Origin of the sequence: Burkholderia sp. AU19243, assembly GCF_018148075.1 — a bacterium.
GTDB lineage: Bacteria > Pseudomonadota > Gammaproteobacteria > Burkholderiales > Burkholderiaceae > Burkholderia > Burkholderia latens_A.
In genome coordinates, this window is the sequence record NZ_JAGSTV010000002.1 from 175,509 (window position 1) to 188,863 (window position 13,355).

The window sequence follows — 13,355 nt, forward strand, 5'->3', positions numbered from 1 at the left end:
TCGATGCCCTCGGAGGGAAGCTTTCTGTTTGATTGCACGCGATTCTAACCGACGCGCATGCGAGCGAATGGCCGAAGGTTGCGTGTCGTCGGGTTGCGACACACCGGCATCCCGTTGCAGAATTGTCGCGTCGACGACACAAAGATGAAGCGAAATGTCGATTGTCTCGGATTGCGGAACATTTAATGGACTATAAAAGCATTGTCCGATCCGGTTTGTGCGCGTACATTGCAGGGCCGCGCGATAGTTTGAGAAATATCAAGCGTGGTTTTCCCGAATCCGGTGTTCGAGAGAAGGAAACATGCACAACGACAACACCCCCCACTCGCGTCGCGATAGCGACGCAGCCGCAACAGGCATCACGCGGCGTCAATGGCTGCAGGGCGCACTGGCGCTGACGGCGGCGAGTCTCACCGGCTCGCTGGCGTTGCGGGCCCTGGCCGACAGCCCCGGCACCGCGCCGATCGACGCGTTCATGACGCTCTCCGAAGCACTGACAGGCAAGAAAGGGCTGAGCCGCGTGCTCGGCGAACGCTACCTGCAAGCGTTGCAGAAGGGCTCGTTCAAAACCGCCGACGCGCTGTCGCAACTTGCGGGCGCGCTTGCGTCCGGCTCGTTGACGCCCGATCAGGAAGCCGCCGCGCTGTCGACACTCGGCGCGTGGTATCTCGGCATCGTCGACAACGTCGTGATTGCCTACGAAGAAGCATTAATGTTCAGCGTCGTGTCCGATACGCTCGTGATTCCGTCGTATTGCCCGAACAAACCCGGCTTCTGGGCCGAAAAACCGATCGAGAGGCAAGCCTGATGGCCGATACCGATACGCAAAAAGCCGACGTCGTGGTCGTCGGGTCCGGTGTCGCAGGCGCGATCGTTGCGCACCAGCTGGCGATGGCCGGCAAGTCGGTGATCCTGCTGGAGGCCGGCCCGCGCATGCCGCGCGGCGAAATTGTCGAGCGCTTTCGCAATCAGCCCGACAAGACGGACTTCATGGCGCCGTACCCGTCGAGCCCGTGGGCGCCGCATCCGGAATACGGCCCGCCGAACGACTACCTGATCCTGAAGGGCGAGCACAAGTTCAACTCGCAGTACATCCGCGCGGTGGGCGGCACGACGTGGCACTGGGCCGCGTCTGCGTGGCGCTTCATCCCGAACGACTTCAAGATGAAGACCGTGTACGGCGTCGGCCGCGACTGGCCGATCCAGTACGACGACCTCGAGCATTACTACCAGCGCGCCGAGGAAGAGCTCGGCGTGTGGGGGCCGGGTCCCGAAGAGGATCTGTACTCGCCGCGCAAGCAGCCTTACCCGATGCCGCCGCTGCCGCTGTCGTTCAACGAGCAGACGATCAAGAGCGCGCTCAACGGCTATGACCCGAAGTTCCACGTGGTGACCGAGCCGGTCGCGCGCAACAGCCGTCCGTATGACGGACGGCCGACCTGTTGCGGGAACAACAATTGCATGCCGATCTGCCCGATCGGCGCGATGTACAACGGCATCGTGCACGTGCAGAAGGCCGAGCAGGCGGGCGCGAAACTGATCGACAGCGCGGTCGTCTACAAGCTCGAGACAGGGCCGGACAAGCGGATCGTCGCCGCGATCTACAAGGACAAGACGGGCGCAGACCACCGGGTCGAAGGCAAGTATTTTGTGGTGGCGGCGAACGGCATCGAGACGCCGAAGATCCTGCTGATGTCCGCGAATCGCGATTTCCCGAACGGCGTCGCGAACAGCTCCGACATGGTCGGGCGCAACCTGATGGATCACCCGGGCACGGGCGTGTCGTTCTACGCGAGCGAGAAGCTGTGGCCGGGCCGCGGCCCGCAGGAAATGACGTCGCTGATCGGCTTTCGCGACGGGCCGTTCCGCGCGACCGAAGCGGCGAAGAAAATCCACCTGTCGAACATGTCGCGCATCAACCAGGAGACGCAGAAGATCTTCAAGGCCGGCAAGCTGATGAAGCCGGAGGAGCTCGACGCACAGATCCGCGACCGCTCCGCGCGCTACGTGCAGTTCGACTGCTTCCACGAGATCCTGCCGCAACCCGAAAACCGCATCGTGCCGAGCAAGACGGCCACCGACGCGATCGGCATTCCGCGCCCGGAAATCACGTATGCGATCGACGACTACGTCAAACGCGGCGCGGTGCATACGCGCGAGGTCTACGCGACCGCTGCGAAGGTGCTGGGCGGCACTGACGTGGTGTTCAACGACGAGTTCGCGCCGAACAACCACATCACGGGCTCGACGATCATGGGCGCGGATGCGCGCGACTCCGTCGTCGACAAGGACTGCCGCACGTTCGACCATCCAAACCTGTTCATCTCGAGCAGCTCGACGATGCCGACCGTCGGTACGGTAAACGTGACGCTGACGATCGCGGCGCTCGCGCTGCGGATGTCAGACACGCTGAAGAAGGAAGTCTGACCGTGCGGAAATCTACTCTCACCTTCCTCCTCGCGGGCTGTGTCGCGCTGCCGGGCCTCGTGCGCGCGGCCGATTCCGCCGATCCCGCGCAGATCAAGCGCGGCGAATATCTCGCGGTCGCCGGCGACTGCATGGCTTGCCACACCGCGAAGGGCGGCAAACCGTTCGCGGGCGGTCTCGCGATGCCGGTGCCGAAACTCGGCAAGATCTATACGAGCAACATCACGCCGGATCCGGATACCGGTATCGGCAAGTGGACGTTCGAGGACTTCGAACGCGCCGTGCGTCACGGGGTGTCGAAGAACGGCGACAACCTGTATCCGGCGATGCCGTACGTGTCGTACGCGAAGATCAACGACGACGACGTGCAGGCGTTGTACGCGTACTTCATGCATGGCGTCGAGCCGGTGAAGCAGGCGCCGCCGAAGAACGAGATTCCGGCGCTGCTGAGCATGCGCTGGCCGCTGAAGATCTGGAACTGGCTGTTCCTGAAAGACGGCGCGTACCAGCCTAAACCGTCGCAGAGCGCCGAGTGGAATCGTGGCGCGTACCTGGTGCAGGGCCTCGCGCACTGCAGCACGTGCCACACGCCGCGCGGTATCGCGATGCAGGAGAAGTCGCTCGACGAGACGGGCGGCAGCTTCCTGTCCGGCTCGGTGCTGGCGGGCTGGGACGGCTACAACATCACGTCGGACCCGAACGCGGGGATCGGCGGCTGGACGCAGCAGCAGCTCGTCCAGTACCTGCGTACCGGCAGCGTGCCGGGCGTCGCGCAGGCGGCCGGCCCGATGGCCGAAGCGGTCGAGCACAGCTTCTCGAAGATGACCGACGCCGATATCGGCGCGATCGCGACGTACATCCGCACGGTGCCAGCCGTCGCCAACGGCGATGCGAAGCAGTCGCGTTCGTCGTGGGGCAAGCCCGCGGAAGACGGGCTGAAGCTGCGCGGCGTGCCGCTCGCGTCGTCGGGCATCGACCCGGCCCGGCTGTACCTCGGCAACTGCGCGACGTGCCACCAGATGCAAGGCAAGGGCACGCCGGACGGCTACTATCCGTCGCTATTCCACAATTCGACGGTCGGTGCGCCGAATCCGACGAACCTCGTGCAGGTGATCCTGAACGGGGTCGAGCGTAAAGCCGGCAGCGAAGACGTCGGGATGCCCGCGTTCCGCAACGAGCTGACGGATGCGCAGATCGCCGCGCTGGCGAACTACGTGACGGGGCAGTTCGGCAATCCGGCCGCGAAGGTGACCGAGCAGGACGTCGCGAAGGCGCGTTGACGCGTGCGCAGTCGCCGCAGCACTGACAGGAGGAGCACAGCACATCGGTTGGCCCCGATGCCGGTTGTTGCAGAGCGGGGCGGGCGGCCCTGAAGGCCGCCCGTCCTGGTTCATTGGCAATCCGGTGCGTGCGGTTGCTTGCGCGCATCGCTTTCGTTGATCACACCATGACACCGAATCAACCGTTTCTCGCGTCCCAGCGCGATGTGCTGCTGCTGTTGTCCCGAATCCTGCTCGTGATCCTGTTTGTGATGTTCGGCTGGAAGAAGATCGTCGACTTCTCCGGTACGATCGCGTTCATGGGAAGCGAGGGTGCGCCGGCGCCGATCGTTTCGGCGGCGATCTCCGTCGTGATGGAGTTGTTCGTCGGCATCGCGCTGCTCGTCGGCTTTCAGACGCGGCCGCTCGCGCTGCTGCTTGCGCTGTACACGATCGGCACCGCGGTCATCGGCCACCACTACTGGACGATGGCCGGCGGCGAGCAGATCAACAACATGATTCATTTCTACAAGAACATCGCGATCTCGGGCGGCTTGCTCGCGCTGTGCGCGGCGGGCCCCGGACGTTTTTCGGTCGATCGCGGGTGAACGGACTGCCGGCCCGTGCACAGCGCGCGGGTCGGACGGTCGAGACTCCGAGGGGGCATCATTTTGCGACTCAAATACTTCGCATGGCTGATTGCGGCCGCCACGCCGGCGGCTGCGTTTGCACAGACGAGCGTCACGCTGTACGGCCGGATCGACGGCGGCATCGAATACCTGAACCACATCGCGACCCCGAACGGCAGTTCGACGCGCTGGAGCGCGGAAGGCGGCGACTGGGGCACGAGCATGTTCGGGCTGAAGGGTTTCGAGGATCTCGGCGGCGGGATGTCGACGGTCTTCAACCTGGAGACCGCGTTCCAGGTGATGAACGGCACGACGGGCGGCGGACGCATGTGGTCGCGCCGCGCGTATGTCGGGTTGAAGAGCGATACGTGGGGGCAGCTGCAGGCCGGCCGCAACCTGTTCATCGATAGTGACGGCGTGTGGGAATTCGACCCGTTCGTGCAACAGGCGTTTTCGTCCGCGTCGCTCGTGCGCGGCCGCAACTGGCAGCAGAGCAGCAACAACATCGAATATCACAGCCCGGTGATCGGCGGCTTCGACGTGCAGGCGCAATATGCGTTCGGCAATCAGTCGCGCGGTTTCAACTACGGCGCGGCCGACGACTTCGGCCGCTCGGACGGGATCATGATCTCGTACCATTCGCCGGTGCTCGACGTGCGCGGCATCTACGACGAGCTGCGCGACAACAACGGCAAGTTCAGCAACATTTTCACGGCTTCGCGAGAGTATTTCGTCGGCGCGAACGTGAAGGTGTCGAAGTTCAAGATCCAGGGCGCGTATACGCACTACCAGGCGCCGGACAGTCCAGCCGGCGTGGCCGATCGCGCGGATCATTACTGGCTCGGTGCGACTTATACGGCTACACCGCAGTGGGCCGTGACGGGCGGCGGGTATTACGTGAAGGTCGGCGACGGCGGCGGCGATGCGTCGCACGATCCGTCGGGGCACGCGATCATGTACGTGCTGGGGACGACGTACAACCTGTCGAAGCGCACGTTCCTGTATGGGACCGTCGCGTACGTGCGCAACGGCGGGAATTCGAACTTCTCGCTGCTCGCGTCGCCGCGGGATGCGACGTCGGGCACGAGTCCGATGACGGGCGAGTCGCAGACGGGTGCGTATGTCGGGATGATGCATACGTTCTGAGTGCGGGCTTGGTGCAGGCAACGCACGGTGAGGGCGGCCCGTGCCTTTCCCGCTTGCGGGGTTTGCGGATCGTCGCGGTATCCACGCGGCTCGGCGAATTCCTGTCGGCAGACACAATGCCTTCGATGACGATCGTTTCAGTCCGCGGCGCATCGTCAAGCATCGAAGCAATACACGCGGCCGCTCTTTGCTGACGAAGCGATCGCAACGTGCGCCCTCATGCATCGTGGTCCGGCCAGCGTCGTGCATCAGAACCCGCACGCGTCGGTCGTCGTCAACGTCGCAAAGGGTCCGCCAAGCGTCGCATTGTGATGCGCGATGATCCTCCCGGCCGGAAGGTCGGGCGTATCCATGCAGGTGTGCGCATCGGCGACGAGCACTGCGCGAAAGCCGAGATCGGCCGCCGCACGGCAGGTCGTGTCGATGCAGTACTGCGTCTTCATTCCCGTAATCGCGATTTCGCCGATCCCGGCCGCGTGCAGCCATTCCGCAAGCCGCGTGCCGGCGAAGCAGCTCGGCCGAGTCTTGTTGAACACGATATCGCGTGCCGTATCGATCGCGAGGTCCGGCAGCAACGCGGCCAGCGGCGCATCGGGCGCGATCGGCGAGCCGGCCGGGCCGGTGTGACGCACGGCAAACACCGGAGCACCGGCGTCATGCGCGCGGCGAATCAGCCGGTTGATCCTGGCCAGCACGCGTTCGCCGTCATGTGGACGATCGGGGCCGTCGAACAGACCGACCTGCATGTCGATGACGAGCAGCGCACGTTTCGGGGAAGGGGCTTCGGACATTGCGTTTCTCCTGAAGGACTGGCACGGACGGAGAAACGACGAGACCCCGTCCGGAACCGGCGGGGCCCGTGGGAATCGGGACGCTACGACCTTGCGCGCGATCGCGACACCGGCCCGCCGAAGGCGGTCGTGCGCGTGGTCGTCGGAAGAGGCGTCGTTGCGTTGTGCATGGGACGATCATGCCCGATGCGCGTTTGGCGCGTCAACGACTGCCGCACAGCGCATCGCGCGCCAGTCAATCGAGCGCCTTCCCGGCCTTCTCGTCCATGCACCGAATCGCGAGCAGCGTCAGCGCGCCACAGCCGATCGCATACCACGCAGGCGCATTCGGATTGCCTGTCGCCGCGATCAGCCAGGTGACGAAGAACTGCGCGAAGCCGCCGAAGATCGCGACGCCCACGCTATACACCAGCGCACCGCCCGTCGCCCGCACAGCACGCGGAAACAGCTCTCCGAGCATCGCGCCCGTCGCCCCGATGTTGATTGCATGCACGATCGACAGCGCGGCGATGATCGAGAGCAGCGATGCAGCACCCGGCCACCGGTTCAGCGCGATGAACGACGGATAGATCGCGACCATTAGCACGATGCGCGTCCACCATACGATCCGGTTGCGGCCGAACACATCGGACAGATGCCCGCCGATCGGCGTCACGAGCATCAAAATCGCACCGGCGACGCAGCCGGCCGTCATTGACAGCCAGGTCGGCAGATGCAGCACCTGCACGCCGTAGATCGCCATGTAGAACACGATGATGTAGTGGATCGACGTGCCGCCGATCGTCACGCCGAGGCCGGCGAACACGGCCTTGCCGTGATGCCGCAGCACGTCGGCGAGCGGCAGCGAAGCGATTTTCTCGCCGGATGCGCGAGCGGCAGCGGGCGCGACGGCCGGCACTTCCTCGACGGTGCGGCGCAACCAGTAACCGAGCGGCACGAACAGCGTGCCGATGACGAACGGCACGCGCCAGCCCCAGCTTTCGAGCTGCGCGGCATTGAGCGTCGACGTCAGCGCGACGCCGGTAAGCGCCCCCGCGAGCGCCGCGAGCCCCTGGCTCGAGAACTGGAACGACGCGTAGAAACCGCGGCGATGCTGCGGCGCCTGTTCGAGCAGCAGCGTCGTCGACGCGCCCACTTCGCCGCCCGATGCGAACCCTTGCACCAGGCGTGCAAGCACGAGCAGCAGCGGCGCGGCGATGCCGATCTGCGCGAAGGTCGGCGCGACCGCGATCGTCGCGGTGCCGAGCGCCATCAGCAGCAGCGTGAGAATCATCGCTTTCTTGCGGCCCGCACGATCCGCGTACATGCCGATCACGAGGCCGCCGAGCGGGCGCGTGACGAAGCCGACGCCGAAGCTCGCGACCGCCAGCATCAACTGACCGAACGACGAATGCACCGGAAAGAACAGCTTGCCGATCAGGATCGCGAAGAAGCTGTAGACCGTGAAGTCGTAGAACTCGAGCGCGTTGCCGACGGCGGCCGCCGCGATCAGGCGGCGTTTCTTCGCGGCGGCGCGGGCATCGGCCGGCGAGCCGGACAACGGAAGGGCGGACGTTTCCATGAGGTTCCCCTGCTGAGGCGCGGAACTGCGTGATGAAGGGCCGTCAGGCCGCGAGCCAGGCTTCGGCGACGCGGACCCAGTAGCTCGCGCCGATCGCGAGAATGTCGTCGTTGAAGTCGTAGCCAGGGTTGTGCACCATGCAGCCGCCCTTGCTGCCGATCCCGTTGCCGATGAACGCATAGCAGCCGGGGCGCGCTTCGAGCATGAACGCAAAGTCCTCGCTGCCCATCAGCGGCGCGGCGTCGGTCTCGACGCGCTCGGCGCCGAGCATCTGGCGCGCGATGTCGGCGGCGAACGCGGTCGGCTCGGGATGGTTCACGAGGACCGGGTAGCCGTAGTCGTAATCCACTTCGGCCGTGACGCCGAAGCTTTCCGCCTGGCCTTTCGCAAGCGCTTCGATGCGGCGTGCGAGCAGCGTGCGCACGTCGGCATTCAGCGCGCGCACCGACAGCTTCATCACGACGGATTCGGGAATGATGTTGAAGGTTTCGCCGGCCTGCACGCTGCCGACCGTAATCACGGCCGCATGCTGCGCGTCGACCTCGCGCGCGACGATCGTCTGCAGTGCGACCATGATGCTGCCCGCGGCCGACATCGGATCGCGCGCGAAGTGCGGCATCGCGCCGTGACCACCGACGCCGCGCAGCGTGATCGTCACGCGGTCGGCCGACGCCATTGCGGCGCCGCTGCGGAACGCCATGTCGCCGGCGGCGCGGCCCGGCATGTTGTGGATCGCGAAAATCGCGTCGCACGGAAAGCGGTCGAACAGGCCGTCGTCCATCATCGACTTCGCACCGCCGAAATTTTCCTCGGCCGGCTGGAAGATCAGGTTCAGCGTGCCCGAGAACTGGCGCGTCGCCGCGAGATGGCGCGCCGCGCACAGCAGCATTGCCGTGTGACCGTCGTGGCCGCACGCGTGCATCTTGTTCGCGTGGCGGCTCGCGTAAGGCAGGCCGGTGGTTTCGGCGAGCGGCAGCGCGTCCATGTCGGCGCGCAGCCCGACGGTGCGTGCGCTCTGGCCTTCGCGCAGCACGCCGACGACGCCGGTCTTGCCGATGCCGCGATGCACTTCGTAGCCCCAGCCGGCGAGCAGCTCGGCGACGAGATTGCTCGTCAGCGTTTCCTCGAACGCGAGTTCGGGATGCGCGTGGATGCGGCGGCGCACTTCGATCAGGTCGGGGGCGATCGCGGCGATGCCGGGGATCACGGGGTTCACGGCTTGCAGCATGGTGTCTCCAGTGGGGCGGGTGTGGCTGGATGGACGTTTGACGCGGATATGACGGCCAAGCATATAAATTTCTGTCGGGTACCAGAAGCTGCTAAATTGCTTTGGTGCTCACCACCGGTTGCCGCTCGGGAATACCCTGAGCCGCCGCGTCTGGCCGGGCGTCGCGTTTCCACGATTCCAGGCATGCGGTCATGAAATACCATCAGCTGAAAGCGTTCGTCACCGTCGCGGAAGAAGGGAGCATCCGCGCGGCCGCGCGTCGCCTGAACGTGTCGCCGGCGGCGCTGACGAAAGCCGTCAAGGAACTGGAGATCGCGCTCGGCGTGTCGCTCGTGGTGCGCACCGCGCGCGGCGTGCAGCTTACGGCGTTCGGCCAGCAACTGCAGGTGCGGGCGCGGTTGATCGTCGCGGAAATGCAGCGCGCGCGTGACGACATCGAACAGGCGCAGGGCGCGATGACGGGCTCGGTCGCCGCGGCCATCACACCGGCCGCTGCGGTGACGATCCTGCCCGACGCATTCCGCGCGTTCCGGCGGCGCTTTCCGGTCGCGCGCGTCAATCTGATCGAAGGGTTCCCCGGCGTCGCGCTGCCGCGGCTGCACGACGGCTCGCTCGATTTCGCGGTGGCCGTCGTCGTGCCCGAGCTGCTCGCGGCCGAGTTCGATCATGCAGAACTCTATGCGAGCCGGTCGCTGATCGTCGCGCGCAAAGGGCATCCGCTCGCATCGGCCACGTCGCTGGCCGATCTCGTCGAAGCCGACTGGCTGATGAATCCGTCGCCGGAAAGCTCGACGCAGGTGCTGTTCAATTCGTTCGTTGCGTATGGGTTGCCGGTGCCGCAACGGGTCGTCGAATGTCCGAGCTTCGGGCTCGCGCATAGTCTGATGACGGGCGCCGACCTGATCGCATCGATGCCCGAGCAACTGCTGCAAGGCGAGTGGGCGCGCGACAAGCTCGCCGTGCTGCCGATCCGCGAGCGGCTGCCGGCCGTATCGGTGCAGGTGATTACGCGCCGCGACAGTCCGCTCACGCCGGCCGCTGCGATGCTGCTCGACTGCCTGCGCGATTCCGCGCGCCGCAAAGGGCTGGGATGAGCCGGAGCAGGTGTGCCCCGCTGGTGGATCGAATCGCAATCCTGATTATCTGGCGAGCGCCTTCCGCGGGGATTGCGCGCGGCAAGCAATTGCGGCGCGCTCGCCGCGAGCCGGTATCATAACGGCCGGCCTGCCGCCCTGGCCGGCCGCCGACAACACGCCATCCGGCATCCCGCATCCAGCAATCAGAGGCATCACATGACCAGTGCAACCCAATTCGACAACGTATCGGTCGTCAAGCGCGCGAACGTCTATTTCGACGGCAAGTGCGTGTCGCATACCGTGCTCTTCCCGGACGGCACGCGCAAGACGCTCGGCGTGATCCTGCCGTGCGCGCTCAACTTCGGCACGGACGCACCCGAATTGATGGAAGTGCAAGCCGGCAAGTGTCGCGTGAAGCTCGACGGCAGCAGCGAATGGCAGACTTACGGCGCCGGCGAATCGTTCTCGGTGCCGGGCAAGAGCCGGTTCGACATCGAAGTGATCGAGACGCTCGACTACGTCTGCAGCTATCTGTAAGCGCGGCGCGTCGACCAGTAAAAAGCCCCGCCGAAGCGGGGCTCGTCGCATGCGGACGGCGCAATGCCGTCCGGCGCAGGCTTACAGGCAGGCGTTGATGTCGCCGGCTGCAGCCGCGTCCCCGCGCACGCCGACCCACGTCTTCGCGTCCGGCTTCCACGACGGGCGAACCATCGCGGCCGCGCCATTGGGCGGTTGCTGGCCCGGTGCGTACACGTCGGTCGCGAGGCCGTTGGCGAGCACGTTTTGCGAAATCACCTGTTGCTGCGACTTGTCGGCCCAGGTCTTCGCGATGCAGGCCGAGACGTCCTGAGCGGATTTCTGGCTTTGTCCCACGTTCTGCACGGCCGGATCGGCAGCATGCGCAGAAATTGCCACGGTCAATGCGATGAGCGGTAAGTATTTCACGTTCACGTTTTATCTCCCTCGAGTCGTGATTGATTGAGTGGGATGCGCAGCAGAAAGCTGCGTGTCTGTGAGATCGCATCCGCCAAATGCGGTTCCGGCAATTCCGAAACAAGTTGTTAACGCGCTTGCCAAACGCCGATGCGGATGCATGCCGTTCTGCTGCATGGCAGCATGATCGAGTGGCGCGACCGCACGAGGTCGTTCGCCGAGTGGCCGACGCACTTGTCCGTGGGTGTGGTGGATTGCCGGCCGCGGCGTACTGCATGTGTCTGCATGTCGCGCCGCGACGCTCGTTGTTGGTTGTCGCGCTGGAATGGCTGAATGGTGGCCCCGTCGCATGAGAACCATGATGACAAACTTTCGTCCGGTCGACTGTCAACCAAGTTTAAACGCCGGATGCGGCGGAATGCGCAACGGCGCGCAGCGCGCGCACCGCTTCGCGACGTGACGGGTGCGACGCGAGATGGTGCGTGCGCTGCGCGCCGCGCACGCGGTAACGGTCAGCCGGCCTTGCGGTCGGCGGCGGCGCGAAAATTCACCGGCACGATCGGGCGGAAGCGCTCGCGCTTCTGTTCGTCGTCGAAGTGCTGGAGCGCGGGCTTGATCAGGTCGCTGCGCGACACGATGCCGATGAGGCGCAGCGATTGCGGATCGTCGACGACGGGCAGGCGCTCGAGGCCGAGCATCGCGAGCCGCGATGCGACCACGCGGCAGGTTTCGTGAGCCTGTGCGACGGCCGGCGCGCGATCGGCGAATGCGCTCGCGAACGTCGCGCCGGAGCCGGCCTGAGCGCGATGCGCGTCGAGCGTCGCACGATCGACGAGACCGAGCAGGCGGCCGTCGTGCACGACCGGATACGCACGGTGCGTCTGCTTTGCGCCGAAGTATTGCGACTCGACCGCATCGAGCGTCATGGCGCCGTCGATCGCGACGAGCGCGTCGGCCGCCGTCATCACTTCGGCAACGTCATGCCGCTCTAGCGGATCGACGCCGTATTCGCGGTAGATGTGATAACCACGACGCGCGATCTTTTCGGTCATGATCGAGCGCTTCATCGCGATCGTCGCGAACCCGTGCGCGACGAGCGTCGCGGCAAGCAGCGGCAGCAGCGCGTTCGCGTCATGCGTGAGGCCGAACGCGAACACGATCGCGGTCAGCGGCGCACCGAGCGTCGCGCCGAGCGTGGCGGCCATGCAGACGAGCGGCCACAGTGCCGGGTCGCCGCCGGGCAGTACCGGCGACAGCACGGTGCCGAGGCCCGCGCCGAGCATTAGCAGCGGGGCGAGCACGCCGCCCGACGTGCCGGAGCCGAGCGCGATCACCCACATCACGGCCTTCACGATCAGCAGCGCGAGCGCGATTTTCAGCGCGATATGCTGATGCAGCAAGTCGCCGATCACGTCATAGCCGACACCGAGCGCACGCGGTTCGACCCAGCCGCCGACGCCGATCACGATCGCGCCGAGCGCCGGCCACCACATCCAGTGCACCGGCAGCTTCGCGAAGCCGTCCTCGATGCGATACAGCGCTGCCGACAGGCCGCATGCGAGCCCACCGGACAGCAGGCCCGCGACGATGCACGACAGCAGCGCGACCGGTGTCGGCGACGCGGTGGTGAGCGGGAACAGCGGCTCGACGCCGAAGAACACCGCACGCGCGAACCCGGCCACCGCGCATGCGAGTGCGACCGGCAGGAAACTGCGCGGGCGCCATTCGAACAACAGCAGTTCGACCGCGAGCAGCACCGCGGCGACCGGCGTGCCGAACACGGCGGTCATGCCGGCGGCCGCGCCTGCGACGAGCAGCGTCTTGCGCTCGGCGGCGGTCACGTGCACGCACTGCGCGATCAGCGAGCCGAGCGCGCCGCCGGTCATGATGATCGGGCCTTCGGCGCCGAACGGGCCGCCGCTGCCGATCACGACACCGGACGACAGCGGCTTGAGCACCGCGACCTTCGGCGACATCCGGCTCTTGCCGAACAGGATCGCCTCGATCGCTTCCGGAATGCCGTGGCCGCGGATCTTCTCCGAGCCGAAGCGCGCCATCAGCCCGACGATCAAGCCACCGATCACCGGCACGACGATGACCCACGCGCCTAGCGTGTTGTCGGCGGGCGAGCGGTCGACGAACGAGAACTGCTGGAAGAAGAACAGGTTCGTGAACAGGTGAATCAGGCTCAACAGCACGAACGCCGCCAGCGTGCCGAGCAGCCCAATGACGGCAGCCAGCAACGCGATCCTGGGCAGGCGTTCGTTGGTCGAGAAATCGCGTTTATGTGGAGCGTTCATCGGTG

At 65.8% G+C, this 13,355-nt stretch carries 12 protein-coding genes; 7 read left to right on the top strand and 5 right to left on the bottom strand.

Translation table 11 applies throughout. From position 1 onward, the window contains the following. Window positions 1-301 precede the first annotated feature (301 nt). The 5 genes from KDW55_RS04240 (at window position 302) to KDW55_RS04260 (ending at window position 5,461) form a co-directional block, all read left to right on the top strand. Window positions 302-808, top strand: a complete 507-nt coding sequence (locus KDW55_RS04240; RefSeq protein ID WP_040140039.1) for a sugar dehydrogenase complex small subunit — start codon at window positions 302-304, stop codon at window positions 806-808. Then, window positions 808-2,427 (top strand): GMC family oxidoreductase, encoded by a 1,620-nt coding sequence (locus tag KDW55_RS04245; RefSeq protein ID WP_040140036.1) that lies wholly within the window; start codon window positions 808-810, stop codon window positions 2,425-2,427. The genes KDW55_RS04240 and KDW55_RS04245 overlap by 1 nt, the downstream gene beginning before the upstream one ends. Window positions 2,428-2,429: 2 nt before the next feature. Beyond that, the gene (locus KDW55_RS04250) at window positions 2,430-3,707 is read left to right on the top strand and encodes a cytochrome c (RefSeq protein WP_040140035.1); all 1,278 of its coding nucleotides are present in this window, start codon (window positions 2,430-2,432) and stop codon (window positions 3,705-3,707) included. 167 nt (window positions 3,708-3,874) lie between these two features. After that, window positions 3,875-4,294, top strand: a complete 420-nt coding sequence (locus KDW55_RS04255; protein WP_069243060.1) for a DoxX family protein — start codon at window positions 3,875-3,877, stop codon at window positions 4,292-4,294. A 63-nt stretch (window positions 4,295-4,357) separates the two neighbouring features. Then, window positions 4,358-5,461, top strand: a complete 1,104-nt coding sequence (locus KDW55_RS04260; protein WP_040140031.1) for a porin — start codon at window positions 4,358-4,360, stop codon at window positions 5,459-5,461. Between the two features lie 248 nt (window positions 5,462-5,709). On the opposite strand, the gene KDW55_RS04265 is transcribed toward KDW55_RS04260, so the two are convergent. The 3 genes from KDW55_RS04265 to KDW55_RS04275 all read right to left on the bottom strand — a co-directional run bounded on the left by KDW55_RS04265 (window position 5,710) and on the right by KDW55_RS04275 (window position 9,041). Continuing rightward, window positions 5,710-6,252, bottom strand: coding sequence for a cysteine hydrolase family protein (locus tag KDW55_RS04265; RefSeq protein ID WP_040140029.1), 543 nt, complete (start codon window positions 6,250-6,252; stop codon window positions 5,710-5,712). 235 nt (window positions 6,253-6,487) lie between these two features. Further along, window positions 6,488-7,813, bottom strand: coding sequence for an MFS transporter (locus KDW55_RS04270; protein WP_212160117.1), 1,326 nt, complete (start codon window positions 7,811-7,813; stop codon window positions 6,488-6,490). Window positions 7,814-7,856: 43 nt separating this feature from the next. Next, complete coding sequence (locus KDW55_RS04275) at window positions 7,857-9,041, bottom strand: M20 aminoacylase family protein (RefSeq protein WP_040140025.1); 1,185 nt, start codon at window positions 9,039-9,041, stop codon at window positions 7,857-7,859. A 191-nt stretch (window positions 9,042-9,232) separates the two neighbouring features. Between KDW55_RS04275 and KDW55_RS04280 the strand changes: the two genes are divergently transcribed. Further along, the gene (locus tag KDW55_RS04280) at window positions 9,233-10,135 is read left to right on the top strand and encodes a LysR substrate-binding domain-containing protein (RefSeq protein ID WP_040140023.1); all 903 of its coding nucleotides are present in this window, start codon (window positions 9,233-9,235) and stop codon (window positions 10,133-10,135) included. A 198-nt stretch (window positions 10,136-10,333) separates the two neighbouring features. Then, the gene (locus KDW55_RS04285) at window positions 10,334-10,654 is read left to right on the top strand and encodes a pyrimidine/purine nucleoside phosphorylase (protein WP_040140021.1); all 321 of its coding nucleotides are present in this window, start codon (window positions 10,334-10,336) and stop codon (window positions 10,652-10,654) included. 81 nt (window positions 10,655-10,735) lie between these two features. Here KDW55_RS04285 and KDW55_RS04290 read toward each other — a convergent pair whose 3' ends face one another. Continuing rightward, on the bottom strand, window positions 10,736-11,068 hold the full coding sequence (locus KDW55_RS04290; RefSeq protein ID WP_197416280.1) for a hypothetical protein: 333 nt from the start codon (window positions 11,066-11,068) through the stop codon (window positions 10,736-10,738). A 494-nt stretch (window positions 11,069-11,562) separates the two neighbouring features. Further along, on the bottom strand, window positions 11,563-13,350 hold the full coding sequence (locus KDW55_RS04295; RefSeq protein ID WP_212160114.1) for a chloride channel protein: 1,788 nt from the start codon (window positions 13,348-13,350) through the stop codon (window positions 11,563-11,565). Between the last annotated feature and the right edge of the window lie 5 nt (window positions 13,351-13,355).